This is a genomic window from Mycolicibacterium rutilum (assembly GCF_900108565.1).
Taxonomy (GTDB): domain Bacteria; phylum Actinomycetota; class Actinomycetes; order Mycobacteriales; family Mycobacteriaceae; genus Mycobacterium; species Mycobacterium rutilum.
Genome location: NZ_LT629971.1, coordinates 3,689,735 through 3,716,453 on the forward strand (window position 1 = coordinate 3,689,735; position 26,719 = coordinate 3,716,453).

Genomic DNA, 26,719 nt, shown 5'->3' on the forward strand with positions numbered 1-26,719 from the left:
GGCGACAAGGGTGGAGAGCTACCGCTTCTTCTTGCGGACCGCCTTGTCCAGCTTCTTGAGCGCCTTGTCGAGCTGGTCGCGCGACTGCTGGGCCAGCTCGTCCTCCAGCCGGTATAGCAGCCCGTAGGTGAACGTGTCCTCACCGGCGGCGTGAGCGGCCTCGGCCTGCTGGCTCAGATGCGTCCGGCTCACCACGCTGTCCTGATGGTCGCCCAGCAGCGACTGGATGCTCTTGGCCCGATCGGACACCTTGCCCGCGCCCGTCGCCGCCGCCGTGTAGCGAAGCCGCTTGGCGCCCTTGCGGATTCGATGCAGAGCCTCGTCCTTGTCCTCGTCGGCACCGGCTTCGGCGGCAGCCTTGGCGGCCTTGCGAACCCGCTTGTATGCCGAGTGGAGCGTCGCCGCCGGCTGTTCGTCCTCACCCGGTCGCTCGCCGGGCTCGGCGGCCACCAGCCCCTCCAGCGCGTCGAGCAGCCGGAAGTACCGCTCCGAGCGCATCGCGATGTGCGACCGTCGCAGCCCCGACGCGTACCGTCGCTGCGCACCCTCCACCAGCCGCTCACGGATCGGCCCGCGGACCAGTTCCGCCGGCAGCTCGTCGAGCGCCTTCTGGTAGCGCTCGGCGAGCACCTCGGCGTCGCGTGCCACCCCCAGGATCGAGGCCAGCTGCCGCAACTCGTCGAGGATCCACGCGTCGTCGGAGATGCCGAACGCGTCGCGCGCCGACTGCAGCAGGCTGCGGATCTTGCGGGTGGTCACCCGCATCTGATGCACGGAGTCGTAGACGTCGGCGCGGACCGCGCGGTCCCACTCGATCAGCTCGTCGACCTGCTCGGCCACCGCCCGGTGGATCGGCCCGGCCGGCGTGCGGTCCTCCGTCGGGACCGTGTCCGCCAGCACCCGCGCCAGCTTCGACCCGCTGGCCGCCGGTTCCGCACCCGCATCCAGTAGCCGGTTGGACAACCGGTCCAGCAGGTCGCGGTCGTCGCCGCCGACCAGTTCGAGTTCCCACTCGCGCCAGCTCTGCTCCTCGCCGTCCGGAAGGGCCGCCGCGCTGACCTGGTCGTCGCAGAACTCCGCCAGCGGAGCCCCGTCCGCGTCGTAGAGCATCTCCACCGTGCGCTCGGTGCTGATCCGCGCGACGGGGGACAACGGGCGGTCCCGCACGATGGCCAACACGACGTCGCGCAGGCTCTCGGGCACCCCGCCGTCGTCGTCGCCGAGCGGTTCCCTGACCTCGGTGCGGGCATCGGGCCCCGCGGGCAGCTTCAGGTGCCAGCCGGCGTCGGGCCCACCGGTGCGGCGGCGCAGCGTGATGCGGTGCGCGGCCAGGTCACGGTCGGCGGTGTCGAAGTAGACCGCCTCGAGTCGGTACGCCGGTTGCCGCTCGACCCGGCCCACCGCCGACAGCCCGTCGAACGACGGCGACACGCTCGAGGCGACCACGTCGAACTTGCGCTCGACCTCCAAGTGACGCGAGGATTTGCCAGCCGATTTGCCCATGGTGAAAATCAGCCTGCCATACGTGCATGAACACCGCGGGTTGCTGCGGGGCTAAGGTCCACCTGTGACCGATTACGAAACGCTGACCTTCGAACAGTCCGGCGCCATCACCCGCATCGCGCTGAACCGGCCCGACGCCGCAAACGGCATGAACGGCACCATGACTCGTGAACTGGCCGACGCCGCGAAACGGTGCGACACCGACGCGACCAAAGTCGTCGTGCTCACCGGCACCGGCCGGTTCTTCTGCGCGGGCGGCGATTTGAAGGACTTCGCTGCCGCGCCCGACCGCGGTGCGCACGTCAAAGGCGTCGCCGACGACCTGCACCGCGCCATCTCCAGCTTCGCCCGGATGAACGCCGTGCTCATCACCTCGGTCAACGGCACCGCCGCCGGCGCGGGCTTCTCCATCGCGGTGACCGGTGACCTCGTGCTGGCCGCCGAGTCCGCGTCGTTCACGATGGCCTACACCCGGGTGGGCCTGAGCCCCGACGGCAGCGCGTCCTACTACCTGCCCCGGCTGATCGGCATCACCAAGACCAAAGAACTCATGCTGACCAACCGCACCCTGTCGGCACAGGAGGCGTCGCAGTGGGGCCTGGTCACCGAGGTGGTGCCCGACGCGGAACTGGCCGAGCGCACCACCAAGCTGGCCGACCAGATCGCCGCCACCGCAGCCGGATCCAACGGCGGGGTCAAGGCGCTGATGCTCGCGACGTTCAAGAACGGTCTCGAGGAGCAGATGGAACTCGAGGGCCGGCTGATCGCCGACCGCGCCAACTCCGCCGACGGCCGCGAGGGCGTCGACGCGTTCCTCGGGAAGCGGAAAGCCGAGTTCGCCTAAAACGAGTGCTCGTCGGCGGGGAACACCCCGCTGGCGACCTCGTCGGCGTATTGCTCTGCCGCACGGCGCAATTCGCCGCCCACATCGCCGAAGCGCTTGACGAACTTGGCGGTCTTGCCGTTCGTCATGCCCGCCATGTCCTGCCACACCAGGACCTGCGCATCGCAGTTCGGGCCGGCGCCGATGCCGATGGTGGGGATGGTCAGCTTGCCGGTGATCTGGGTGGCCAGCTCGGCGGGCACCATCTCCATCACCACGGAGAACGCGCCGGCTTCCTGAACCGCGATCGCGTCGTGGATGGTCTGCTCGGCGGCGTCGCCGCGGCCCTGCACCCGGAACCCACCCAGCCCGTTGACGCTCTGCGGGGTGAAACCGATGTGCGCCATGACCGGAATGCCCGCGGCGCTCAGCGTGGCGATCTGGTCGGCCACCCGCTCACCGCCCTCGAGTTTGACCGCGTGCGCGCCGGTCTCCTTGAGGAACCGGGTCGCGGTGGCCAGCGCCTGCTGCGCGCCGCCCTCATAGCTGCCGAACGGCAGGTCGGCCACCACCAGCGCGTGCGGGGCGCCGCGCACCACGCCGCGTACCAGCGGGATCAGCTCGTCGATGGTGACCGGCACGGTGGTGTCGTAGCCGTAGACGACGTTGGCGGCCGAATCACCGACCAGCAGCACCGGGATGCCGGCGTCGTCGAAGACGCGGGCGGTGGAGTAGTCGTAGGCGGTCAGCATGGCCCACTTGTGGCCCTCGGCCTTCCACTTCTGCAGGTGCAGGGTGCGGGTCTTGCTGCGAGGTGCGGAGGCAGCCCCATAGACGGTCTGCTCAGACATCGTTGTCCCCCAAATCGGGTGGGTCGGGTCGAATCCTCGAGGCCCGATGCGGGTCCCCGGGTTCGTCTGACCCGACCAGTCTGCCACTTGCGCTCGGAGAAGTTGAAAGCCCTGTTGAGTGGATTTCCTCACACCCGCCGGTTGCGGGCATAGCATCGGTCAATGCAACGGCTCAGCGGGCTGGACGCCAGCTTCCTGTACCTCGAGACCGCGCAGCAGCCGCTGCATGTCTGTTCGATCCTCGAACTCGACACCTCGACGATGCCCGGCGGCTACACCTTCGACCGGTTCCGCGCCGCGCTCAACGAGCGCATCAAGGCGATGCCGGAGTTCCGGGAGAAACTCGCCGACAACCGCTTCAACCTCGACCACCCGGTGTGGGTGGAGGACAAGGACTTCGACCTCGACCGGCACCTGCACCGCATCGGGCTGCCCTCGCCGGGCGGCCGGCGCGAACTCGCCGAGATCTGCGGCCACATCGCGTCGCTGCCGCTGGATCGCAGCCGGCCGCTGTGGGAGAAGTGGGTGATCGAGAACATCGACGGCGTCGACCCGGCGCACGGCGGCAGCCTCGTGGTGATGACCAAGGTGCATCACGCCGGCGTCGACGGGGTGACGGGGGCCAGCCTGATGTCGCAGCTGTGCAGCACCGAACCCGATGCGCCGCCACCGGATCCGGTCGGCGGGTCCGGCGATGCCAGTTCGCTCGAGATCGCGGTCACCGGTGCGGTCAAGTTCGCCACCCGGCCGCTGAAACTGGTCAACGCGCTGCCGCTGACCCTGACGTCGGTGGTCGACACCGTGCGCCGGGCCCGGTCCGGTCTGTCGATGGCGCCGCCGTTCGCCGCCCCCAGGACGCCGTTCAACACCAACGTCACCGGACATCGCAACGTCGCGTTCGCCCAACTCGACCTCGAGGACATCAAGACGGTCAAGAACCACTTCGGGGTCAAGGTCAACGACGTGGTGATGGCGCTGGTCTCCGGTGTGCTGCGCAAGTTCCTGGCCGATCGCGGTGACCTGCCGACCAACTCGCTGGTGGCCATGGTTCCGGTGTCGGTGCACGAGAAGTCCGACCGGCCGGGCCGCAACCAGGTGTCGGGGATGTTCTCGCGGCTCGAGACCCACATCGAGGACCCGGCCGCCCGGCTCAAATCCATCGCCGAATCCAATTCCGTTGCCAAGCAACACAGTTCGGCGATCGGTGCGACCCTGCTGCAGGACTGGACGCAGTTCGCCGCCCCCGCGGTGTTCGGGGTCGCGATGCGCGTGTACGCCGCCAGCCGGCTCAGCGGTGCGCGCCCGGTGCACAACCTCGTCGTCTCCAACGTGCCCGGCCCGCAGGTGCCGCTGTACTACGTGGGGTGCGAGGTCAAGGCGATGTATCCGCTCGGGCCGATCTTCCACGGCTCGGGACTCAACATCACCGTGATGTCGCTGACCGGCAAGCTCGACGTCGGCATCGTCTCCTGCCCGGAGTTGCTGCCCGACCTGTGGAAGATGGCTGACGACTTCTCCGCGGCGCTCGACGAGTTGCTCGCCGCCACGCGATAGCGGCCTAGCCAGGGCCGATGCCCGGTCATGGCAGCATGTGGAGCCATGAACGCCAAGATCGGGGTCCTCGCGGCCACGGTGCTGCTCACCGTCAGCGGGTGCAGCAATATGGTCGACGGACGCGCGGTCGTTGCGGTGCCCCCGCCCGGCAGCCCGATCGAGTGGACCAAGTGCCAGACCAAGTCGCCCGACGAGTCGCGGGTCCCGGCGGGCGCCGAGTGCGGGATGCTGTCGGTGCCGGTGGACTACGACGACCCCGACGGCGACGTTGCCCGGCTCGCGATGATCCGGTTCCCGGCTACCGGCGACAAGATCGGCTCGCTGGTCATCAACCCGGGCGGGCCGGGGGAGTCGGGCGTGGAGGCCGCGGCGAACCTGGTCGGCTCGCTGCCCCCGTCGGTGCGTGAGCGCTTCGACCTCGTCGGCTTCGACCCGCGCGGTGTCGCGAACTCCACCCCCGCGCTGTGGTGCAACTCCGACGCCGACAACGACCGGTTGCGGGCCGAGCCCCAGGTCGACTACTCCGAAGAGGGCGTCGCCGAGATCGAAAAGGAGACCAAGGAGTTCGTCCAGCGCTGCGAGGACAAGATGGGCAAGGAGTTCCTCGCCAACGTCGGAACCGTCAACGTGGCCAAAGATCTCGACGCGATCCGGCAGGCCGTCGGCGACGAGAAACTCACCTACCTCGGCTACTCCTACGGCACCCGGATCGGTGCCACCTACGCCGAGACGTTCCCCGACAAGGTGCGCGCGATGGTCCTCGACGGCGCGGTCGACCCGAACGCCGACCCGACCGAGGCCAACATCCGCCAGGCCGCCGCGTTCCAGACCGCGTTCAACGACTTCGCCGCCGACTGCGCGCAGTCCCCGTCGTGTCCGCTGGGTACCGACCCGGCCAAGGCCAACGACGTCTACCACAGCCTGGTCGACCCGCTGGTCGACGCACCGCTCAAGACCCGCGACCCGCGCGGGCTGAGCTATTCGGACGCGGTGGTCGGCACGATCCTGCCGCTGTACTCGCCGAACCTGTGGCGCCATCTGTCGCAGGGGCTTTCGGAGATGAAGCAGGGCCGCGGCGACACCATGCTCGCGTTGGCCGACCTGTACATGGGTCGCGACGAGGAAGGTCACTACAACAACTCCACCGACGCGCGGGTCGCGATCAACTGCGTGGACAAGCCGCCGGTGACCGACCGGGCCAAGGTCGTCGAGGAGGACCGCCGGGCCCGCGAGGCCGCCCCGTTCATGAGCTACGGCGAGTTCACCGGGCACGCCCCGCTGGGCACCTGCGCGTTCTGGCCGGTGCCGCCCACCAGCGAACCGCACGAGATCAAGGTGGACGGGCTGCCGCCGACGCTGGTGGTGTCGACGACCAACGATCCGGCCACGCCGTACCAGGCGGGCGTCGACCTGGCCCGCCAACTCGGCGGGACGCTGGTGACCTTCGAGGGCACCCAGCACACCGTCGTCTTCCAGGGCAACACGTGCATCGACGACATCGCCGCGCGCTATCTCGTCGACGTGCAGGTGCCTCCGCCGGACACGCGCTGCTCGTAGAACCACCGCGCCGTCACAGCCTGATCACCGTTGGGTCGCGGCAGGCGATCGGCGCCCGTCGGCGTGTAACCATGTCAGCCATGTGGCGGCGGGTGGGGTCGATGGTGTGTGCGCTGACGGCGATTGCCGTCGTCGCGCCGCCCCACGCTGCGGCGACGCCGGAGGGCGAATCAAGCCAGCAGCTGTTCGGGCAGCCGCCCGCGTGGAGTAGCTGCGACCGGATGATCGGCGCCGAGAAAGCCCGGACCGTGCCGACCGCACAGTGCGGTTCGGTCGCCGTGCCCGTCGACTGGGACGCAGCCAATCCGCAAGGGGCGCAAGCGAACCTGGCGGTCATTCAGATTCCCGCGACCGGCGACCGCATCGGCGTGCTGATGGTCAACCCCGGCGGACCCGGTGCCTCGGCCGTCGACACCGTCGCCGAGATGGGCGCCGCGCTGGCGGGCAGCGAGATCGCCGAGCGCTTCGACCTCGTCGGGGTCGACCCGCGCGGCGTCGGGCACTCCACACCCGAACTGCGCTGCCGCACCGACGCCGAGTTCGACGCCTACCGCCGCGAACCGCTGGCCGACTACAGTCCCGCCGGCGTCGCCCACATCGAAGAGGTCTACCGGCAGTTCGCGCAGGCGTGCGCCGACCGGATGGGCGCCGACTTCCTCGCGAGCGTCGGCACGGCCACCGCGGCGCGCGACCTCGACATGGTGCGCGCCGCGCTCGGCGAACACCAGCTCACCTATCTGGGCTACTCGTACGGCACCGAACTCGGCGCCGCCTACGCCGAGCAGTACCCGGACCGGGTGCGGGCGATGGTGCTCGACGGCGCGATCGATCCCGGCCTCGACCCGATCGAGCACCGCATCCGCCAGGTCGCCGGATTCCAGAAGGCGTTCGACGCCTACGCCGCCGACTGCGCCCGCTCGACGGGATGCCCGCTGGGCACCGATCCGGCGCACTTCGTGACGCGCTATCACCACCTGGTGGACCCGCTGGTGCAGCGGCCCGGCCCCACCTCCGACCCGCGCGGGCTGAGCTACCAGGACGCGATCACCGGAACCGTCAACGCGCTCTACTCGCAGCGCTACTGGAAGTTCCTCACCAGCGGGCTGCTCGGCTTGCAGCGCGGCACGGACGCCGGCGACCTGCTGCTGCTGGCCGACGAATACCAGGGCCGCGACGTGAGCGGGCACTACACCAACCAGCAGGACGCGTTCACCGCGATCGGCTGCGTGGACACGCCGTACCCGGCCGACGCCGCGGCCTGGGCGGAGGCGGACCGGCGTGCGCGCGAGGCCGCGCCGTTCTTGTCCTATGGCGCGTTCACCGGCTTCGCTCCGCGCGAGGTGTGCACGATGTGGCCGGTGCCGCCGACGTCGGCGCCGCACCCGGCGTCCTCCCCGGGGCCGGGCAAGGTCGTCGTCGTCTCCACGACCGGCGACCCGGCCACGCCGTACCAGGCCGGCGTCGACCTGGCCCGCCAGATGGGCGCGCCGCTGATCACCTTCGAGGGCACCCAGCACACCGTGGTGTTCAACGGCGACGCCTGCGTGGACACCGCGGCGGTCGACTTCCTGGTCGACCTGGCGCCGCCGGCGGACGGCCTGCGGTGTTAATCGCAGCCGCCGTGTAACACAGAATTAACAGCCGGTGCCTACGCTGCGCTCATGGATCGGCAGAAGGAATTCGTGCTGCGCACGCTGGAGGAACGCGACATCCGCTTCGTCCGGTTGTGGTTCACCGACGTGCTCGGATACCTGAAGTCGGTCGCGATCGCCCCGGCCGAACTCGAGGGCGCCTTCGAGGAGGGCATCGGCTTCGACGGTTCGGCGATCGAAGGCTTCGCCCGCGTCTCCGAAGCCGACATGGTGGCCCGGCCCGATCCGTCGACGTTCCAGGTGCTGCCGTGGGCCGACGGCTCCGGTAGGCACCATTCGGCACGGATGTTCTGCGACATCACCATGCCCGACGGGTCGCCGTCGTGGGCGGACTCGCGCCACGTGCTGCGCCGCCAACTGGCCAAGGCCAGCGATCTCGGGTTCTCCTGCTACGTGCACCCCGAGATCGAGTTCTTCTTGCTCAAGCCCGGCGAGGACGACGGCACCCCGCCGCAACCCGCGGACAACGGTGGCTACTTCGATCAGGCCGTGCACGACTCGGCGCCCAACTTCCGCAGGCACGCCATCGAGGCGCTCGAGCAGATGGGCATCTCGGTCGAGTTCAGCCACCACGAGGGCGCGCCGGGCCAGCAGGAGATCGACCTGCGCTACGCCGACGCGCTGTCGATGGCCGACAACGTGATGACGTTCCGGTACCTGGTCAAAGAGGTGGCGCTGGGCGACGGCGTGCGCGCGTCGTTCATGCCCAAACCGTTCGCCGAACATCCCGGTTCCGCGATGCACACGCACATGAGCCTGTTCGAGGGCGAGACCAACGCCTTCCACAGCGCCGACGATCCGCTGCAGCTCTCCGATGTCGCCAAGTCGTTCACCGCGGGGATTCTCGAACACGCCAACGAGATCAGCGCCGTCACCAACCAGTGGGTGAACTCCTACAAGCGGCTGGTGCACGGCGGCGAGGCGCCGACGGCGGCGTCGTGGGGCGCGGCCAACCGGTCGGCGCTGGTGCGGGTGCCGATGTACACCCCGCGGAAGGCGTCGTCGAGACGGGTCGAGGTGCGCAGCCCGGACTCGGCGTGCAACCCCTACCTCACGTTCGCGGTGCTGCTGGCCGCCGGCCTGCGCGGCATCGAGAAGAACTACGTGCTGGGCCCCGAGGCCGAGGACAACGTCTGGACGCTCACGCCCGAGGAGCGCCGCGCGATGGGCTACAAGGAGCTGCCGGGCAGCCTCGGCGTCGCGCTGAGCGAGATGGAGGATTCCGAACTCGTCGCGGAAGCGTTGGGCGAGCACGTGTTCGACTACTTCCTGCGCAACAAGCGTGCCGAGTGGGAGAACTACCGCAGCCACGTCACGCCGTTCGAGCTGAAGGCCTACCTGTCTCTGTAAGCGGGGCTCGCGCTACCTTTCTAGGGTGGCCAAACCTGCGACGCAGCGCCCGAAGCTGCCCAGCGTAGGTCGGCTCGGGCTGGTCGAACCCTCGGCGCCCGCGGACCTCGACCGGCTCGGCTGGAACACCGACGAACACGTCGAGCTGCTGTGGTCGCTGTCGCGGGCTCCCGACGCCGACGCCGCCCTGCGCACGACGGTGCGCCTCGCCGAGGCGTTGGACGCCGACTGGGGCGAGCTCAACCGCAAGCTGCTCACCGACCGCGGGCTGCGCGGACGGATGTTCGGGGTGTTCGGCGCGTCGATGGCGCTCGGCGATCACCTCGTCGCGCATCCGCAGGACTGGCGGCTGCTCGCCGGCGACGTGCGCTTGCCCGACGCCGACGCGCTGCGGGAGCAGTTCGTCGCACTGGCCGACGAGGCCCCCGACAAGACGGCCGCGCTGCTGCCGCTGCGCAAGCTCTACCGCGACCGGCTGCTGGTGCTGGCCGGCCTCGACCTGGCACCCACGGTCGAGAACGAACCGGTGCTGTCGTTCCCCACCGTCGGCGCGCACCTGTCTGACCTCGCCGACGCCGCGCTGGCCGCCGCCCTGCACATCGCGGTCAAGGCCGCCGGTGGCGACAACCCGCCGCGAATCGCGGTCATCGCGATGGGCAAATGCGGTGCGCGCGAACTGAATTACGTCAGCGACGTCGACGTCATCTTCGTCGCCGAGAACGCCGACGCGATCGCGATCCGGGTGGCCGGGGAGCTGATGCGGTTCGCCGCCGACGCGTTCTTCGAAGTCGACGCGGCGCTGCGGCCCGAAGGCAAGCACGGCCAGCTGGTGCGCACGCTGGACTCGCATGTCGCCTACTACCAGCGGTGGGCCAAGACCTGGGAGTTCCAGGCGCTGATGAAGGCCAGGCCGGCCGCTGGCGACCCCGAACTCGGCCGCGCCTACATCGAGGCGCTCATGCCGATGGTGTGGACCGCCTGTGAGCGTGAGGATTTCGTGTCCGAGGTGCAGGCGATGCGCAGGCGCGTCGAGGAACTCGTGCCCGCGGGTCAGCGGTCACGGGAACTCAAGCTGGGCACCGGCGGCCTGCGGGACGTCGAGTTCGCCGTGCAGCTGCTGCAGTTGGTGCACGGCCGCAACGACGAGGCGCTGCACGTCGCGTCGACGGTCGACGCGCTGGCCGCGCTGGGCGAGCGCGGCTACATCGGCCGCGACGACGCCGCGAACCTGACCGCGTCGTACGAGTTTCTGCGACTGCTCGAACACCGGCTGCAGCTGCAGCGGCTGGTGCGCACCCATCTGCTGCCCGACGAGGACGACGACGAGGCGCTGCGCTGGCTGGCCCGCGCCGCGCACATGCGCCCCGACGGACGTCACGACGCGCTGGGTGTGCTGCGCGAGGAACTCAAACGGCAGAGCCTGCGCGTGTCGCGGCTGCACGAGAAGTTGTTCTACCAGCCGCTGCTAGAGTCGGTCGGTCAAGCGGCCGTTGAGCTTTCGGACGGAATGACGACCCAGGCCGCCGAACGGCAGCTGGCCGCGCTGGGGTACGAGGGCCCGCAGAGCGCCCTGACGCATCTGCGCGCGCTGACGAGCACCAGCGCCCGCCGCGGCCGCGTGCAGCAGGTGCTGTTGCCGACGCTGCTGAACTGGCTGTCCGACACACCCGATCCCGACGCCGGGTTGCTGTCGTACCGCCGGATCAGCGACGCGCTGTCCGAACAACGCTGGTATCTGGCGACGCTGCGCGACGAGAGCGCCGTCGCCAAACGGCTGATGCGGGTGCTGGGCACGTCGGCCTACGTCCCGGATCTGCTGATGCGCGCGCCCGAGGTGATCCAGGCCTACGCCGATGGGCCCAACGGGCCCAAGCTGCTCGACTCCGAACCCGACGGGGTGGCACGGGCGTTGGTCGCCTCGGCGGGGCGGCACGCCGACCCGCAGCGGGCCATCGCCGCGGCGCGCACCCTGCGGCGCCGCGAACTGGCCAGGATCGCCTCGGCCGACCTGCTCGGCATGCTCGAGGTCACCGAGGTGTGCCGGGCGCTGACGTCGGTGTGGGTGGCGGTGCTGCAGGCGGCGCTGGAGGCGGTGATCCGCGCCAACACCACCGACCGCGGGCCGCTGGCCAAGATCGCGGTGATCGGCATGGGCCGGTTGGGCGGCGGCGAACTGGGCTACGGCTCCGACGCCGACGTGATGTTCGTGTGCGAACCCGAAGCGGGCGTTGAGGAATCGGCCGCCGTGAAGTGGTCGGTGACGGTCGCCGAACAGGTGCGCTCGCTGCTCGGCACGCCGAGCGCCGATCCGCCGCTGGAGGTCGACGCGAACCTGCGGCCCGAGGGCCGCAACGGGCCGCTGGTCCGGACGCTGGCGTCCTACGAGGCCTACTACGCGCGGTACGCGCAGACGTGGGAGGTGCAGGCGCTGCTGCGGGCGCACCGGGTGGCCGGTGACCTCGACCTCGGCGAGCGGTTCCTGTTGATGATCGACAAGACGCGCTACCCGACGGGTGGGGTGTCGGCCGAGGCGGTGCGCGAGATCCGGCGGATCAAGGCCCGCGTCGACGCCGAGCGGCTGCCGCGGGGCGCCGACCCGAACACGCACACCAAGCTCGGCCGCGGCGGCTTGGCCGACATCGAGTGGACGGTGCAGCTGCTGCAACTGCGGCACGCAGACAAGGTGCCCGCGCTGCACAACACGTCGACACTGCAGTCGCTCAATGCGATCGGCGCCGCCGAGCTGATCGCCGAGGGCGACGTAGAACTGCTGCGACAGGCGTGGCTGACGGCCACCCGCGCCCGCAACGCGCTGGTGCTGGTGCGCGGCAAGCCGACCGACCAACTGCCCGGACCCGGCCGCCAGCTCAACGCGGTCGCGGTGGCCGCCGGCTGGGACAACGACGACGGCGGCGAGTTCCTGGACAACTACCTCAGGGTGACGCGCCGCGCAAAAGCGGTGGTGCGAAAGGTTTTCGGGGAATGAGACGCAGCCAATGAGCATGGATTTCGGGTTCGACATGATCACCGAGGACGAGTACCAGCGGCAGCGCGCGCTCTACGAGCCGCTGACCGAGGCGGTCCGCAGACTGATCTACGCGAGCCTGCACACCGATGTCGGCGCCGACGCGGCCGCTGAGGCGCGGACGAAGATCGAGGCGGTCACCGCGCTGCTGGAGACCGAACAGCGCGCGAGCGTGCCGCTGGTGCACGAGAACACCGGCCGCCCGTTGGCGTGGGCCAATCCCGCTGTGGGACTGCGCAACGCGATCGCTCCGCCGATGGTGATCCACCACGAGGACGACGGCAGCTGCTGGAGCGAGTTCACACTCAGCGGGGCCTACGAGGGACCACCGGGCTGGGTGCACGGCGGCATCTGCGCGCTGGTGCTCGACCACCTGCTCGGCGAGGCGGCCAGCGAGGGTCTCACCCAGCCGAAGTTCACCGGCACGATCTCGTTGCGGTATCTGCGCGGCACCCCGCTGGGTCCGCTGCGCGCCGAGGCGTTCGTGGAGCGCACCGAGGGGGTCAAGACGTTCGCGCGCGGCTATCTCAAAGACGCCGACGGCGCGACGGTCGAGGCCGAGGGCGTGTTCATCCGGCCGGCGTGGGCGCGGGATGCCGGATGAGGCTCTACGTCAGCCTGGCGTTCCTCGACACCCGCGAGGTCGTCGAAATCGCCAAGGCGGCAGATGATCTCGGTTACGAGGGATTGGGCGTGCCCGATCACGTCGTCAACTTGGAGACACTCAAGACGCCGTATCCGTACACCAAGGACGGGCGCCGGCGGTGGGAGCCGTTCACCGACTGGCCCGATCCGTGGGTGCTGATCGGCGCGCTCGCGCTGGTGACGTCGCGGGTGCGGTTCGTCACCACCGTGTACCTGCCCGCGATGCGCGACCCGTACTCGGCGGCGAAATCGATCGGCACCGCGGCGGTGTTGGCCGACGGCCGAGTGGAGCTGGGTGTCGGTGTCGGCTGGTGTCGCGATGAGTTCGAGCTGATGGGTCAGCAGTTCGCGCGGCGCGGCAAGCGCACCGACGAGATGCTGGTGCTGATGAAGGAACTGTGGCAGCCGGGCTACACGGAGTTCGACGGCGAGTTCTATCAGACGCCGCGGCTGGAGATGGAGCCGTCGCCGCCGCCGATCCCGGTGTACGTCGGCGGGTTGTCCGATATCGCGCTGCGCCGCGCCGCCCGCCACGACGGCTGGATCGGCGACCTGATCACCACCGACCGGGCGTTGGAGCGCATCGCCACGCTACGTCAGCTGCGCGCCGACAACGGGCTGACGATGGACGACTTCACCGTCATCACGCCGCTCACCGACGCGTTCACCCCCGAGCACTACGAGCGCGCCGAGGCCGGCGGGATCGACGGGATCATCACCATGCCGTGGATGTTCTATGCCGGCCCGCAGGCCACGCTCGCGGAGAAGATCGATGGGATGAAGCGGTTCCGCAAAGACCTCAGGCTGGATCGCTGAGCGCGCGAAACCCGTTGTTTTCTGATCTTGTTGGCGGCGCGGGGACCCTACGTCGTCGTTGCTGAAACTGGGGGCAACGGTAGGGAAACTCCCGATTCCTGCTCGCGGTCGGCGACCTAGCGTGGTCTGCAGCGCCACGGTGGTCGTCGCTGGGCGGGGGAGGACACACATGAAGCACGCCCAGTACATCGGTCGGGTCGGGGCATTGGCCGTGGCGCTGGGGGTCGGCGCCGCTGTCGCCACCCATCCCGGTATCGCCCTCGCGCAGGACGAGTCGGAGCCGTCGACCACCGGCACAACGGCGGCGGCTGATCCGATCGCGCCCGGTGTCGAGGCGCCGCCGTCGGAGCCGAACGGCACCGAACCCTCCGGTGAGCCCGGGCCGGTGGGCAGTCCGCCCGACATGAACGTCGCCGCCACCACCATCGACACCTCGACCCACGATGAGGATCCGGTTGACGGCGAGGTTCTCGAGGACGAGGAAGCAGAAGAACCTCTGGCAGAGGTACCCCGGGAGCAGACCGTCGTCGCGACCAAGAACGAGTCCGCGCCGGTCCCGACGAGGGACCCGGTGGCGCCGCAACAGGTCGACGAACCACGGCCACAACCGGTTTCGAACTTTGCCGAGGCGGACGGACCTGTCGTCGAAGAGGCCGGCTTCGTGACCGCCCGGACTCTGGTCGACACCGAGGATGCGCCGTCGAAGCCCGAGGTGGATTCATTCGCGCTGCAGGCGCCGACGGCTGCCGCACCGAATCCGATCGCCGCGCTCGTCGCGCTGCCGCTGCGCATCGTGGGTGACGTGCTGAGCGCGTTCGTCGGCGGCGGGTCGGGCGCCCCGGGTGAGAACCCGTTGCTGCTGGGTGTGTTGGCCTGGGCGCGACGGCAGTTCGAGACGTTCACCCGCACGTTCTCCAACCAGGCGCCGGTGATCACGGGCGCGCAGGTCGACGAGAACGCCGACGGCACGTTCACCATCACGGTGGACACCGAGGGCGACGACGCCCAGGCCACCGATCCCGACGGTGACGCATTGACGTTCAGTGCGACCGGCGGGTTAGAGGGCACGATCGAAAAGACCGGCGCGAACACCTTCCGGTACACGCCCGGCGAGGACTTCGACGGCGACGACGTCATCACACTGACCGCCAGCGACCCGGGCGGGCTGTTCGGATTCAACCGCAAGACCGCGACGACCGAGGTCGCCATCGAGTCCGGCGACGACGACCCTACGCAGCCCGAAAATCCGCAGCCGCCGACCCAGCAGGATGACGGAACCGTCGAGCAGACACTGAATTTCGACCCTGCCAAGGTCACCGACGTCACGATCGCACCGGGCTTCGAGCCGAAGTACTACACCTACGAAGAGTCCTACAACGAGGAAACCGGCGAGTACGAGCTCACCCTCACGCCGACGCAGGCGGGCATGCTGCGCGCGGCGCTCGGCCTGGACACCACCGATTCGGTCGGACTGCAGGTCACCACGGCCGAGGCGCCGCAGACGGTGCAGATGTTCGCCATGCGGTCGGCGTCGTTCGCGGCGGCCGCAGAGGCACCGGACTATGTCGTGAACCTGCCCGACATCCCGGCGGGCCGCTTCGTCACCGGCACTCCGATCGTGACCAGTCCCGCGGCCGAGGATCCCGCAGACAGTTATCCAGCCGGCACCGTGGTGACCGACCGCTACGCGTACGTACTGAATTCGAATGTATACACGGGCAACTCTCCAACGCTGACCGTGATCGGAGCGGACCCGAACCACCCTGTGGACTACTTGCAGGTGATCGAGGAGATTCCGGTCGACGGGTCCGCGCTGCTACTCACTCAGGCCGGCGACCGCCTGTACATCGCCGCCGGCGGTTCAGTGCAGGTCATCGACATCGACGGCGAAGACACGACCGATGAATCCGATGACAACGCGGTTCTCGCGCCGATAGAGCTTGATGAGTACGCCGCTGTCGTTCCCGTCGCGAGTCCAGACGGCAACACGGTCTACCTGATCAACCAGCAGTTAGGGAAGATCTACGTCGTAGACACCGACCCGACGAATTCAGGCACTTACCACACCGTTGTCGACGAGATTATCGTCGCTGACCCGCCGACGGTCGTTAACAACGGCGACGGAACACGAACAGTCTCCGGCCAGTTCCCGCTCAGCGCCGCATTCAACGCCGACGGTTCGCGGATGTATGTGGTTCGTGATACCCAGAGCTACACGCAGAACAGTTCGACCTTCGAGGTCACCAATTTCAGGTACTCCGGGGAGATCATCACGATCGATACGACGATCAACGAAGTGATCGGCGATCCGCTTCCGCTGCAGGGCGACTACGGCTACTTCGCATCGAGCGACGGCGAGTACGTCTACGTTCCCGTGCTGACGATGAACGACTTCGACCCGACGGTGGTGGGCGGCGACATCGCGCCGATCACCGGTTCGGTCAACGTGATCGATGTGCGAGACCCCGACAATCCCGTCATCGTCGCGACCCTGCCCGCCGGGAACTTGCCGGTCAATGTCGCCTTCAGTCCCGACAAGAGCCTTGCTTACGTCGTGGACGCGGGCCGGGGAACGGTCTACGTGATCGACACCGTCAATCAGCAGGTCCTCGATCTCGATGAGGCGGCGGGCGTGCAGGGCCTGGTGTTCGACGCTGATCCGACCGCGGCGTTGGGCCAGGTGTTCAACGTCATTGCGGCCAGCCCGGACGGCGCCCGGCTGTTCGTCACCAACTTCAGCAAGGGCACCGTCGTGCCGCTGGAGTTCGTGCGGGACGAGGTCTGATCGTCGCGGGCGCCTAGCGCCGGAACCGGCTGAACAGCCCCCCGCGCCGGACCGGCTGGCCGGTCGCGTAACCGGCGGGCGCCGCGGTCCCGGACACCACCCGACCGGGCGCCGAACGACCAACGCCACCGCGCCGCCGAGCGTCGACCGACCAGGCACCCGCACCCAACGCCGCGATCGCGAGGAAGCCGAAGCAGTACAGCAGCACGACCTCGCCGCCGTTCTCCATCGGCCAGAAGCTCGCAGGCGGACCGTCCAGGGGCGGCCAGTGCATCCAGAAGTAGGCCACCGCCATCTCGCCGGAGGCGATGAAAGCCGCTATGCGCGTGAACAATCCGACGGTGATCAGCAGGCCGGCGACCAGCTCGATGATGCCGGCCCACCAGACCGGCCAGGTGCCGGCCGGCACGGCCTCCCCGATCGGCCAACCGAACAGCTTCATGGTGCCGTGCAGTGTGAACATCAGTCCCGCGATGATCCGGAACAGACTCAGAATCGGTGACGAATAACTGGCGAGGCGAGCGTCGAAGGTCGTCATGGACAAACCTTACGCCGACAGACACTTCGGGCCGGGGGAGTTGACTCCACCCGGCCCGAAGCGTCGCCTCGTGTCTACACGTCGTAGTACAGCGCGACCTCGTACGGATGCGGACGGATCTGGATCGGCATGATCTCGTTCTCCCGCTTGTAGGAGATCCAGGTCTCGATCAGATCCTCGGTGAACACCCCGCCCTCGGTGAGGTAGTCGTGGTCCTCTTCGAGCTTGTCGATGACCGCCGACAGCGAGGTCGGCGCCTGCGGAATGTTGGCGGCCTCCTCCGGCGGCAGCTCGTAGAGGTCCTTGTCGACCGGCGTCAGCGGCTCGATCTTCTTCTTGATCCCGTCGATGCCGGCCATCAGCATCGCCGCGAACGCCAGGTACGGGTTGCCCGAGCTGTCCGGGCAGCGGAACTCGAGTCGCTTGGCCTTCGGGTTGTTGCCGGTGATCGGGATACGCACACACGCCGAGCGGTTGCGCTGGCTGTACACCAGGTTGATCGGCGCCTCGTAGCCCGGCACCAGCCGCTTGTAGGAGTTCACCGTCGGGTTGGTGAACGCCAGCAGCGACGGCGCGTGGTGCAGGATGCCGCCGATGTAGTGGCGGGCCAGATCCGACAGGCCGGCGTAACCGGACTCGTCGTGGAACAGCGGCTGGCCGTCCTTCCACAGCGACTGGTGCGCGTGCATACCGGAGCCGTTGTCACCGAACAGCGGCTTGGGCATGAAGGTCACGGTCTTGCCGGCCTGCCACGCGGTGTTCTTGATGATGTACTTGAACAGCAGCACGTCGTCGGCCGCGTGCAGCATCGTGTTGAACTTGTAGTTGATCTCGGCCTGGCCGGCGGTGCCGACCTCGTGGTGACCGCGCTCGAGCACGAAGCCCGCGTTCTGCAGGTTGGTCGCCATCTGGTCGCGCAGGTCGACGTAGTGGTCATACGGCGCGACCGGGAAGTAGCCGCCCTTGGGGCGCACCTTGTAGCCGCGGTTGGGGCTGCCGTCGGCTTCCAGCGGCTCACCGGTGTTCCACCAGCCGGACTCGGAGTCCACCTCGTAGAAGGTGCCGTTGATGCGGGAGTCGAAGGTCACCGAGTCGAAGATGTAGAACTCGGCCTCGGCGCCGAAGTACGCGGTGTCGGCGATGCCGGTGCTGGCCAGGTAGTTCTCCGCCTTGCGGGCCACGTTGCGCGGGTCGCGCGAGTAGGCCTCACGGGTGAACGGATCGTGCACGAAGAAGTTCATGTTCAGCGTCTTGGCGGCGCGGAACGGGTCGATGCGAGCGGTCTCGGGATCCGGCAGCAGCATCATGTCGGATTCGTGGATCGACTGGAAGCCGCGAACCGAGGAGCCGTCGAAGGCCAGACCGTCCTCGAAGACGTCCTGGGTGAAGGCCGAAGCCGGGATCGAGAAGTGCTGTACGACGCCGGGCAGGTCGCAGAATCGGATGTCGACGTATTCGACTTCCTCGTCCTTGATCTGCTTGAGAATGTCGTCGGCCGTCTTTTCTGCCACTGAAGTTCTCTCCTTAGTTTGATAACCCGCGCGTTGACGCTAAGGACACGATGTTGCACGGCCGTCAACCGTATGTTGCGCCGACGTTACGCAATCTCGGCTGGAGCGGGGGCCGAAGAGCCACCTCGCGTCCCGCCTATCCTGTCACTATGGCGCGAACGTTGGGGTCCTGGCTGTCGGGTCCGGATCCGACCAGTGACGCCGGACCAGACGACTACCCCGGGAAACGCCTCGGTTTGCCAGAGACCGGTCCCGGGTCGGTGGCCAGGTTCGGCCGACGCATCGCGGCTCTGCTGATCGACTGGTTCATCGCCTACGGGCTGACCTCGCTCACGGTGGCCGTCGGGGCGATCAGTCGGGAGATGTTCCTGTACACCTCGCTGGGATCGACGTCGATCGCGGCGGTGTGGCTTCTGCTCGGCATCGTCTCGGTGCGGCTGTTCGGCTTCACCCCCGGGCAGTGGGCGCTGGGCCTGCGCGTCGCGTCCGTCGACCACCGCCAGCACGTCGGGATCGGCCGCGCCACGGTGCGCGGCGTGCTGGTGTTCTTCGTCATCCCCGCGCTGTTCACCGACCGCGACTTCCGCGGCTACCAGGACCGCTTCACCAACACCGCGGTGGTCCGGCGCTAACTTTCTCCGCCCTGGCGCGACAAGAAGGGGAGGTCAGCGGCGGCGGACCGTGCGCTGCACGCCGCGCATCTTGGCCTGCGTCGGCAGCGGGCCCTTGGGCATCGCCGCCGGTCCCACCTTCGTCCCCAGCGCGGCCAGCCGCGACTCGAGCGCGTCGAGCTGCTTGACGGTGATGTTGGCGGGCAGCTTGTTGAGGTGGCGTTCGAGCTTGGCCAATGGCACCTCGCCCTCACCGTTGCCGATGATCACGTCGTAGATCGGGGTGTCGCCGACCAGCCGCGCGGTGCGCTTCTTCTCCTGAGCCAGCAGCGGCTTCACCCGCGACGGCGCGCCCTCGCCGACGAAGATCACGCCCGGCCTGCCGATCACGCGGTGCACGGCGTCGAAGTGCCCGGTCGCCGCGACGCCGGGCGTGACCCGCCACTTGCCCCGCAGATTGTCCAGCGCCCACGCCGCCGCACCGGTCTGGCCCTCCGCCTTGCGGTAGACCGACTTCTGCGCGCGGCGCCCGAAGATGATGAACGCGACCAGCGCACCCAGCACGATGCCCAGCGGGATCATCAGGTACGTGGTGAACCCGCCGGCGAACAGCCCCAGCACCACCGATGCCGCGACGACCAGCACGAACGCCGCGATCATATACGGCAGTAGCCGCTTGTCCTCTTTGCGCTGAATCTGAAACGCCTGCCACAACTGGCTGCGGCGTTGCTTGGAGGCCGCCTTGCGGGCCGCCTTCGCCTCAGCCTTGGCGGCCTTGACGGCCTCGGGGTTGCGGGTCTTCGCCATGGGTTCAGGATACGGTTCGCCGCGTGGCGACCGCCTGGGCGTACAGCCGTCCCGCCCGGTACGACGACCGCACCAGCGGACCCGCCAGCACACCGGCGAACCCGACGTCGCGCGCGAACGCCTCGTGCTCGACGAACTCCTCGGGCTTGACCCAGCGTTCGACCGGATGGTGGCGCACGGACGGCCGCAGGTACTGGGTGATCGTCACCAGGTCACAGCCCGCCTCGTGCAGATCGGTCAGCGCGCCGCGCACCTCCTCGGGGGTTTCGCCCATCCCGAGGATCAGGTTCGACTTCGTCACCAGGCCGAACTCGCGCGCCGCGGTCAGCACCGAAAGGCTGCGCTCGTAGCGGAACCCGGGGCGGATCCGCTTGAAGATCCGCGGCACGGTTTCGACGTTGTGCGCCAACACTTCTGGGCGCGACTCGAACACCTGACGCAGCAGTTCGGCCTCGGCGTTGAAGTCCGGGATCAGCAATTCGACGCCGGTATTCGGGTTGAGCTGTTTGATGGCACGCACGGTCTCGGCGTACAGCCAGGCGCCGCCGTCGGGCAGATCGTCGCGGGCGACGCCGGTGACCGTCGAGTAGCGCAGGCCCATCGCCTGCACGCTCTCGGCGACGCGGCGCGGTTCGTCACGGTCCAGTTCGGCGGGCTTGCCGGTGTCGATCTGGCAGAAATCGCAGCGACGGGTGCACTGTTCACCGCCGATCAAAAAGGTGGCCTCGCGGTCCTCCCAGCATTCGAAGATGTTGGGGCAGCCGGCTTCCTCGCACACCGTGTGCAGGCCTTCGCGTTTGACGAGTGCCTTGAGCTCCTTATATTCCGGGCCCATCTTCGCGCGGGTCTTGATCCACGGCGGCTTGCGTTCGATCGGCGTCTCGGCGTTGCGGACCTCGAGACGCAGCAGCTTGCGGCCTTCGGGTGTGACTGTCACTGTGTCAAGGCTACCCGCAGGCGCCCGTCGAGCGCGTCGCCGACGGCGTCGGCTACCTGCGTGATGACGTCGGACACCTGCACCCGCCGGCCGAGTTCAGCCGTCAGCGAAGTCACCCCGGCATCGGTGATACCGCAGGGCACGATCGCCGAGAACGCCGCCAGATCGCAGTCGCAGTTGAGCGCGAACCCGTGCAGCGTCGTCGCCCGCGATACCCGGATGCCGATCGCGCCGATCTTGCGCGCCGGACCCCGCGCGTCGGCGGGCACCCAGACGCCGGAGCGGCCCTCGACCCGGCCCGTCTGCACTCCGAAGTCCGCGCACACCTTGATCAACGACTCTTCAAGTCGGCGAACGAAATTCACGACATCGAGCGGTTCGGCCAGGCCGATGATCGGATAGCCGACCAGTTGGCCGGGGCCGTGCCAGGTGATCTTTCCGCCGCGGTCGGTGTCGATGACGGGCGTGCCGTCGAAGGGACGCTCGTGCGGTTCGGTGCGCTTGCCCGCGGTGTAGACCGGCGGATGCTCGAGCAGCAGCAGGGTGTCCGGGCCGCCGGCCACGCGCTGGTCGACGAGGTCGCGTTGCATCTGCCAGGCGTCCCGGTAGTCGACGGTGCCCAGCGGTCGCACGTCGATCGGCCCGGTCGCCGACCGGATCGAACTAGTCACGCTGATCACGCTACTCCGGCGTCGAGGTGGCGAACGCCAGCGCTTCACCGATCGTGTTTTGGTGGAAGACGAATCCCGCCCGCTCCAGCGCCGCCGGGATGGCCCGTTGCCCGCCGAGCAGTCCCTCGTCGGCGAATTCGCCGAGTGCGGCGCGCAGCGCGAAGCCGGGCACCATCAGCGGCGTCGGGCGGTTCAGCGCACGGCCCAGCGCCGTGGTGAACTCCGCGTTCGTGACCGGGGCCGGGCCGGTGAGGTTGACCGGCCCGGACAACTCGTCGTGGTTGATCGCGAACAGCAGCGCCCGGACCTCGTCTTCGAGGCTGATCCACGGCATGTACTGGCGACCGTTGCCCAGCCGCGCACCCAGTCCCAGCGAGAACAGCGACCGCAGCCGCGCCAGCATCCCGCCGCCCGGCGCGAGCACCAACCCGGACCGTGCCAGCACCACCCGGGCGCCATCGTGCCGCGCCGGCGAGGTGGCCGCCTCCCAGTCCACGCACAGGCCCGCGAGGAACCCCGAACCGGCGGGCGCGGTCTCGTCGATGATCTGCCTGCCGGTGTCGCCGTAGTAGCCGACCGCGCTGGCGTTGATCAGCGTCGGAACCCCGGCCTCGGCCACCGCCGCGGCCAGCACCTCGGTGGGCCCGATCCTGCTGTCGCGCAGGCTCTGCTTGAACGCCCCCGACCAGCGCTTGTCGCCGACGCCGACGCCGCACAGGTTGACGACGGCGTCCACCCCGGCCAGTGCGGCCGGGTCGAACTCGCCGGTGTCGGGGTTCCAGAACACCTCGTCGGCGTTGGACGGCGCGCGCCGCACGATGCGCATCACCCGGTGATCGGTGGCGCGCAACGCATACACCAGCGCGGTGCCGATCAGTCCGGACGAACCGGCAATCGCGATGACGGACACGACAGGCGTAAGCCCTTTCTGCAGACCGCTACAGACCCAGGTCGGCCTCGAACGCGCCTTCCTCGAGCCGACGCTTGATGGTCGTCAGGAAGCGTCCGGCGTCCGCGCCGTCGATCAGGCGGTGGTCGTAGGTCAGCGGCAGGTAGCACACCGAGCGCACACCGATCGACTCGTTGCCGTACTCGTCGGAGATCACCCGCGGCCGCTTGACGATCGCCCCGGTGCCCAGCATCGCCGCCTGCGGCGGCACCAGGATCGGGGTGTCGAACAGCGCGCCCTGGCTGCCGATGTTGGTGATGGTGAACGTCCCGCCGGACAGCTCGTCGGGTTTGAGATCACCCGAGCGGGCCCGCGCGGCGATGTCGGCGATCGCCCGCGCCAGCCCGGCCAGCGACAGGTCGCCGGCGTTCTTGATCACCGGAGACAGCAGGCCCTGCTCCGTGTCGACCGCGAAGCCCAGGTGCTCGGCGTCGTAGTAGGTGATCTCCTTGCTGTCCTCGTTGTAGCTCGCGTTGACGTTGGGATGCGCCTTGAGCGCGTCCACCACCGCGACGGCGATGAACGGCAGGAACGTCAGGTTCACGCCCTCGCGCTCGGCGAAGCTGTTCTTCGCCTTGGCCCGCAACGCCACGATCTTGGTCATGTCGACCTCGTGGGTCTGCGTCAGCTGCGCCGTCGCCTGCAGCGACTCGCGGGTCTTCTTCGCCGTCAGCTGCCGGATCCGGGTGGCCTTCTGCGTGCTGCCGCGCAGGTGCGCGAGCGGCGACGGCGAGGTGTTGGCATCGGCCGGCGCCATCGCCGCGGCGGGGGCCTTGCCCGGGGCCTCGGCGGCCTGCTCCGTCGACGACTCCTTGCTCGACTCCGCCGCCGCGAGCACATCCTGCTTGCGGATCCGTCCGCCGACGCCGGTGCCCTTCACAGAAGCCAGGTCAACGTTGTTCTCCGCGGCCAACTTTCGGACCAGCGGGGTGACATACGGGCCGGAGTCGCCGGATGGCTGCGGGGCAGCCTCCCGCTTGGGCTCGGGCTTGGGTTCGGGCTTGGGTTCGGGCTTCGGCTCCGGCTTGGGCTCGGGTTTGGCTTCCTGCTTGGGCTCGGGCTCCGGTTCGGGTTCTGGCTCAGGCTCGGGTTCCGGCTCGGGCTCCTCGGCGGCCTCCGCACCGGCCTCACCGATCTGGGCCAGCTCCCCGCCGACCTCGACCGTGTCGTCCTCCTCGGCGGTGATCGACACCAGTGTGCCCGCCACCGGAGACGGGATCTCGGTGTCGACCTTGTCGGTCGAGACCTCCAGCAGCGGCTCGTCGACCTCCACCGAGTCGCCGACCTTCTTCAGCCAGCGCGTCACGGTGCCCTCGGTCACCGACTCGCCGAGTTCGGGCATCAGCACCGGAGTGCTCTTGCCCGACGACGACTTCGCGGCCGGCTTCTCAGCGGGCTCGGGTTCCGACTCGGTCTCCTCGGCGGCCGGCTCGGGCTGGGCCGAGGGCTCCTCGGCGGGCTTCTCCTCCTCGGCCGGCTCCTCCTCGGCCGAGTCGTCGGCGCCCTCGTCAGCGCTCGAATCGCCGCCCGAGTCGCCGCCGTCCTCGTCCGCGTCGCCGATCACCGCCAGCTCGCCGCCCACCTCAACGGTGTCGTCCTCATGCGCGATGATCTTCTTCAGCACACCGGAAGCGGGAGCGGGAATCTCGGTGTCGACCTTGTCGGTCGAGACCTCCAGCAGCGGCTCATCCTGTTCAACCGTGTCGCCCTCTTGCTTGAGCCAGCGGGTGACAGTCCCCTCGGTGACGCTCTCGCCGAGTGCCGGCATCTGGACAGAGATGGCCATGTGATTGACTCCTCGCTCCTTTGAACGGTCGATCAGTGGTGCTGGGTCGATTGTCTTCACGCCCATCCTGTCACGTCCGGGCGCACAGCTCGCCGCAGACCGGCTGACCCGCGGCTCTGGCACTATCGAAAAAGGGGTGAGCGAAGGGAGCGCGGGCCGAGTGGGAGCCCTCGACATATTTCGCCGCAAACGCCGCGGCGGCAGGGGACCGGGTAACGACCCGGCCGCCGATCTCGACTATCTGCGCCACTGGGTCGCCACGCACACCGGAGTCGAGGCCTTCGTCGAACCGAAAACCACCGTGACGGACGTGACCGTGGTGCTGGTCGCCGCCGACGGTGAGTGGACGCGGCGCCGGGCCGGCGGCGACGCCGGTGCCCGGAGGTTGTCCGACCGGCTCAAGATCCCCGTCTACGACGTCCAGAAGGTCGGCTATCCGCAGCGGATGCGTGACTACGACGAGCGCCGCCGCATCGAGCGCCGCCGCGCCCAACGCCGCGAGCTCGACGAGCGCTGAGCGCCTGTTACCGTGCCCGCGGTACCGCCCAGTCCCATGGAGGTGTGATGGGGGAGATCGCCGAGCGCTTCGTCGACAGTACGGACGACGTCCGCATCGCGGTGTACGAGCAGGGCAACCCCGACGGTCCCACACTGGTGCTCGCCCACGGCTGGCCCGATTCCCACGTGCTGTGGGACGGTATCGTGCCGCTGCTGACGGACCGCTTCCGGATCATTCGCTACGACAATCGCGGTGTGGGCAGATCGACTGTGCCCAAGCAGGTTTCGGCGTTCCGCCTCGGTCGCTACGCCGACGACTTCGCAGCCGTCATCGCCGCGGTCAGTCCCGGCGCGCCCGTGCACGTGCTGGCCCACGACTGGGGTTCGGCGGCGCTGTGGGAGTACCTCGCGCGCCCGCAGGCCGGCGAGCGCGTCGCGTCGTTCACCTCGGTCTCCGGCCCCAGCGCCGACCACGTCAACCGCTTCATCGTGGGCTCGCTGCTGCGGCCCTACCGCCCGCGTCGGTTCGCCCGGGCGGCGGCCCAGTTCGCCCACTTCGCCTACATGGCGGTGTTCTCGACGCCGGTCCTGGGGCCGGCGACGGTGCGCCGACGGTTGCGCCGCGGCACCCTCGACCGGCTGCTGACCGTACGCGACGGGATCGCCCCCGAGCGGGTGCACCACTCGCCGAACCTGCCCGCCGACGCGCTCAACAGCCTCAAGGTGTACCGGGCCAACTACCTGCGCTCGGTGTTCAAGGCGCGCAACGACCATTACGTCGACGTGCCGGTGCAGCTGATCGTCAACCTCGATGACCCGTTCGTGCGCCCGCACGTCTACGAGGACACCCACAAGTGGGTGGCGCGGCTGTGGCGACGCGACGTGGCCGCAGGCCACTGGGCGCCGATGTCGCATCCGGATGTGCTGGCCCGCTCGGTGCGACAACTCGTCGATCACCTCGACGGCGCCGCGCCGGCCCGTGAGCTGCTGCGCGCGCAGGTCGGCCGCAAGCGCCAATACTTCGGTGACACACTGGTTTCGGTGACCGGTGCGGGCAGCGGAATCGGCCGCGCGACGGCGTTCGCCTTCGCTCGTGAAGGCGCCGAGATCGTCGTCAGCGACGTCGACGAGGGCACCGTCAAGGAGACGGCCGCGGCGATCGTCGCGCGCGGTGGCGTCGCGCACCACTACGTCGTCGACGTGTCCGACGCCGACGCCGTCGAGGAGTTCGCCGAGCAGGTCTGCGCCGAGCATGGCGTGCCCGACGTGGTGGTCAACAACGCCGGGGTCGGGCACGCGGGCCTGTTCCTCGACACCCCGCGCGGCGAGTTCGACCGCGTGCTGTCGATCAACTTCGGCGGAGTGGTGAACTGCTGCCGCTCATTCGGGCGGCGGATGGTCGTCCGCGGCATGGGCGGGCACGTCGTGAACGTCTCGTCGATGGCGGCGTACGCACCGCAACAGTCCATGAACGCCTACGCGACCAGCAAGGCCGCGGTGTTCATGTTCGGCGACTGCCTGCGCGCCGAACTCGAACAGGCCGGTATCGGGCTGACGACCGTGTGCCCGGGCGTGATCGACACCAACATCGTGCACACCACCCGCTTCGATGCGCCCGCCGGTAAGCGCGGCAAGGTGGAGTCGCGCCGTGCGCAACTCGAAAAGTTCTTCAATGCACGCCGTTACGGCCCGGACAAGGTGGCCTCGGCGATCGTCGACTCGGTGAAGAAGAACAAGCCGATCCGGCCGGTCGCGCCGGAGGCCCATCTGGTCTACGGCGTCGCGCACCTGTTCCCGCAGGTGATGCGCAGCACCGCCAGGGGACGCGTGCTCTAGCGGCGCCGAAACCG

General features: G+C 68.9%; 21 protein-coding genes. 12 read left to right on the top strand and 9 right to left on the bottom strand.

Annotated features, from left to right (window positions below; translation table 11 throughout):
• Window positions 1–18 precede the first annotated feature (18 nt).
• Window positions 19–1,503, bottom strand: a complete 1,485-nt coding sequence (locus BLW81_RS17910; RefSeq protein ID WP_083408331.1) for a CYTH and CHAD domain-containing protein — start codon at window positions 1,501–1,503, stop codon at window positions 19–21.
• A gap of 64 nt (window positions 1,504–1,567) precedes the next feature.
• Between BLW81_RS17910 and BLW81_RS17915 the strand changes: the two genes are divergently transcribed.
• Window positions 1,568–2,347, top strand: coding sequence for an enoyl-CoA hydratase/isomerase family protein (locus BLW81_RS17915; RefSeq protein WP_083408332.1), 780 nt, complete (start codon window positions 1,568–1,570; stop codon window positions 2,345–2,347).
• Here BLW81_RS17915 and panB read toward each other — a convergent pair.
• Complete coding sequence (gene panB / locus BLW81_RS17920; protein ID WP_083408333.1) at window positions 2,344–3,177, bottom strand: 3-methyl-2-oxobutanoate hydroxymethyltransferase; 834 nt, start codon at window positions 3,175–3,177, stop codon at window positions 2,344–2,346. The two genes, BLW81_RS17915 and panB, sit on opposite strands and share 4 nt — an antisense overlap.
• A 162-nt stretch (window positions 3,178–3,339) precedes the next feature.
• On the opposite strand from panB, the gene BLW81_RS17925 reads away from it, so the two are divergent.
• The 8 genes from BLW81_RS17925 to BLW81_RS17960 all read left to right on the top strand — a co-directional run bounded on the left by BLW81_RS17925 (window position 3,340) and on the right by BLW81_RS17960 (window position 16,561).
• Entirely contained in the window at window positions 3,340–4,731 is a 1,392-nt protein-coding gene (locus BLW81_RS17925) for a WS/DGAT/MGAT family O-acyltransferase (protein WP_083408334.1), read from the top strand.
• 45 nt (window positions 4,732–4,776) lie between these two features.
• Window positions 4,777–6,288, top strand: coding sequence for an alpha/beta hydrolase (locus BLW81_RS17930; RefSeq protein ID WP_197680327.1), 1,512 nt, complete (start codon window positions 4,777–4,779; stop codon window positions 6,286–6,288).
• 71 nt (window positions 6,289–6,359) lie between these two features.
• The gene (locus BLW81_RS17935; protein ID WP_083408336.1) at window positions 6,360–7,898 is read left to right on the top strand and encodes an alpha/beta hydrolase; all 1,539 of its coding nucleotides are present in this window, start codon (window positions 6,360–6,362) and stop codon (window positions 7,896–7,898) included.
• A 51-nt stretch (window positions 7,899–7,949) separates the two neighbouring features.
• Window positions 7,950–9,290 carry a type I glutamate--ammonia ligase gene (gene glnA, locus BLW81_RS17940; protein WP_083408337.1) on the top strand — a complete coding sequence of 447 codons (1,341 nt, stop codon included), beginning with the start codon at window positions 7,950–7,952 and terminating at the stop codon, window positions 9,288–9,290.
• Between the two features lie 25 nt (window positions 9,291–9,315).
• A complete protein-coding gene (locus BLW81_RS17945; protein WP_083408338.1) occupies window positions 9,316–12,276 on the top strand; it encodes a bifunctional [glutamine synthetase] adenylyltransferase/[glutamine synthetase]-adenylyl-L-tyrosine phosphorylase in 2,961 nt (986 codons plus the stop codon).
• A 10-nt stretch (window positions 12,277–12,286) separates the two neighbouring features.
• Window positions 12,287–12,919, top strand: a complete 633-nt coding sequence (locus tag BLW81_RS17950) for a PaaI family thioesterase (RefSeq protein WP_083408339.1) — start codon at window positions 12,287–12,289, stop codon at window positions 12,917–12,919.
• Window positions 12,916–13,776 carry a TIGR03619 family F420-dependent LLM class oxidoreductase gene (locus BLW81_RS17955; RefSeq protein WP_083408340.1) on the top strand — a complete coding sequence of 287 codons (861 nt, stop codon included), beginning with the start codon at window positions 12,916–12,918 and terminating at the stop codon, window positions 13,774–13,776. The genes BLW81_RS17950 and BLW81_RS17955 overlap by 4 nt, the downstream gene beginning before the upstream one ends.
• 169 nt (window positions 13,777–13,945) lie before the next feature.
• Window positions 13,946–16,561 carry an Ig-like domain-containing protein gene (locus BLW81_RS17960; protein WP_083408341.1) on the top strand — a complete coding sequence of 872 codons (2,616 nt, stop codon included), beginning with the start codon at window positions 13,946–13,948 and terminating at the stop codon, window positions 16,559–16,561.
• A 13-nt stretch (window positions 16,562–16,574) separates the two neighbouring features.
• Here the strand turns inward: BLW81_RS17960 and BLW81_RS17965 are convergent, their stop codons facing one another.
• On the bottom strand, window positions 16,575–17,099 hold the full coding sequence (locus BLW81_RS17965; protein ID WP_083408342.1) for a DoxX family protein: 525 nt from the start codon (window positions 17,097–17,099) through the stop codon (window positions 16,575–16,577).
• A 74-nt stretch (window positions 17,100–17,173) separates the two neighbouring features.
• Window positions 17,174–18,610 carry a type I glutamate--ammonia ligase gene (gene glnA / locus BLW81_RS17970; protein ID WP_083408343.1) on the bottom strand — a complete coding sequence of 479 codons (1,437 nt, stop codon included), beginning with the start codon at window positions 18,608–18,610 and terminating at the stop codon, window positions 17,174–17,176.
• A 149-nt stretch (window positions 18,611–18,759) separates the two neighbouring features.
• Here glnA (BLW81_RS17970) and BLW81_RS17975 point away from each other — a divergent pair, with 149 nt between their 5' ends.
• A complete protein-coding gene (locus BLW81_RS17975) occupies window positions 18,760–19,242 on the top strand; it encodes an RDD family protein (protein ID WP_083408344.1) in 483 nt (160 codons plus the stop codon).
• 33 nt (window positions 19,243–19,275) lie between these two features.
• Here the strand turns inward: BLW81_RS17975 and BLW81_RS17980 are convergent, their stop codons facing one another.
• The 5 genes from BLW81_RS17980 to sucB are packed head-to-tail and all read right to left on the bottom strand — an operon-like array spanning window position 19,276 to window position 24,371.
• Window positions 19,276–20,028 carry a DUF4191 domain-containing protein gene (locus BLW81_RS17980; protein ID WP_083408345.1) on the bottom strand — a complete coding sequence of 251 codons (753 nt, stop codon included), beginning with the start codon at window positions 20,026–20,028 and terminating at the stop codon, window positions 19,276–19,278.
• 4 nt (window positions 20,029–20,032) lie between these two features.
• The gene (gene lipA, locus BLW81_RS17985) at window positions 20,033–20,965 is read right to left on the bottom strand and encodes a lipoyl synthase (protein ID WP_083408346.1); all 933 of its coding nucleotides are present in this window, start codon (window positions 20,963–20,965) and stop codon (window positions 20,033–20,035) included.
• On the bottom strand, window positions 20,962–21,636 hold the full coding sequence (gene lipB, locus BLW81_RS17990; RefSeq protein ID WP_083410628.1) for a lipoyl(octanoyl) transferase LipB: 675 nt from the start codon (window positions 21,634–21,636) through the stop codon (window positions 20,962–20,964). Before lipB ends, lipA begins: the two co-directional genes overlap by 4 nt.
• Before the next feature lie 10 nt (window positions 21,637–21,646).
• Window positions 21,647–22,546: a TIGR01777 family oxidoreductase gene (locus tag BLW81_RS17995; protein WP_083408347.1), complete on the bottom strand. Its 900-nt coding sequence runs from the start codon at window positions 22,544–22,546 to the stop codon at window positions 21,647–21,649.
• A gap of 28 nt (window positions 22,547–22,574) precedes the next feature.
• Complete coding sequence (sucB, locus tag BLW81_RS18000; protein WP_157897738.1) at window positions 22,575–24,371, bottom strand: 2-oxoglutarate dehydrogenase, E2 component, dihydrolipoamide succinyltransferase; 1,797 nt, start codon at window positions 24,369–24,371, stop codon at window positions 22,575–22,577.
• 160 nt (window positions 24,372–24,531) lie between these two features.
• Between sucB and BLW81_RS18005 the strand changes: the two genes are divergently transcribed.
• Both BLW81_RS18005 and BLW81_RS18010 read left to right on the top strand, forming a co-directional pair.
• Window positions 24,532–24,888: an oxidoreductase gene (locus tag BLW81_RS18005; RefSeq protein ID WP_083408349.1), complete on the top strand. Its 357-nt coding sequence runs from the start codon at window positions 24,532–24,534 to the stop codon at window positions 24,886–24,888.
• Between the two features lie 47 nt (window positions 24,889–24,935).
• On the top strand, window positions 24,936–26,705 hold the full coding sequence (locus BLW81_RS18010) for an SDR family oxidoreductase (RefSeq protein WP_083408350.1): 1,770 nt from the start codon (window positions 24,936–24,938) through the stop codon (window positions 26,703–26,705).
• The last annotated feature ends 14 nt before the right edge of the window (window positions 26,706–26,719 follow it).

Bases quoted from the DNA above. Each gene is read 5' to 3' on its own strand.
- BLW81_RS17910 (WP_083408331.1), bottom strand. From the start codon at position 1,503: ATGGGCAAATCGGCTGGCAAATCCTCGCGTCACTTGGAGGTCGAGCGC.
- panB (WP_083408333.1), bottom strand. From the start codon at position 3,177: ATGTCTGAGCAGACCGTCTATGGGGCTGCCTCCGCACCTCGCAGCAAG.
- BLW81_RS17925 (WP_083408334.1), top strand. From the start codon at position 3,340: ATGCAACGGCTCAGCGGGCTGGACGCCAGCTTCCTGTACCTCGAGACC.
- BLW81_RS17930 (WP_197680327.1), top strand. From the start codon at position 4,777: ATGAACGCCAAGATCGGGGTCCTCGCGGCCACGGTGCTGCTCACCGTC.
- BLW81_RS17935 (WP_083408336.1), top strand. From the start codon at position 6,360: ATGTCAGCCATGTGGCGGCGGGTGGGGTCGATGGTGTGTGCGCTGACG.
- glnA (WP_083408337.1), top strand. From the start codon at position 7,950: ATGGATCGGCAGAAGGAATTCGTGCTGCGCACGCTGGAGGAACGCGAC.
- BLW81_RS17950 (WP_083408339.1), top strand. From the start codon at position 12,287: ATGAGCATGGATTTCGGGTTCGACATGATCACCGAGGACGAGTACCAG.
- BLW81_RS17955 (WP_083408340.1), top strand. From the start codon at position 12,916: ATGAGGCTCTACGTCAGCCTGGCGTTCCTCGACACCCGCGAGGTCGTC.
- BLW81_RS17960 (WP_083408341.1), top strand. From the start codon at position 13,946: ATGAAGCACGCCCAGTACATCGGTCGGGTCGGGGCATTGGCCGTGGCG.
- BLW81_RS17965 (WP_083408342.1), bottom strand. From the start codon at position 17,099: ATGACGACCTTCGACGCTCGCCTCGCCAGTTATTCGTCACCGATTCTG.
- BLW81_RS17975 (WP_083408344.1), top strand. From the start codon at position 18,760: ATGGCGCGAACGTTGGGGTCCTGGCTGTCGGGTCCGGATCCGACCAGT.
- BLW81_RS17980 (WP_083408345.1), bottom strand. From the start codon at position 20,028: ATGGCGAAGACCCGCAACCCCGAGGCCGTCAAGGCCGCCAAGGCTGAG.
- sucB (WP_157897738.1), bottom strand. From the start codon at position 24,371: ATGGCCATCTCTGTCCAGATGCCGGCACTCGGCGAGAGCGTCACCGAG.
- BLW81_RS18010 (WP_083408350.1), top strand. From the start codon at position 24,936: ATGGGGGAGATCGCCGAGCGCTTCGTCGACAGTACGGACGACGTCCGC.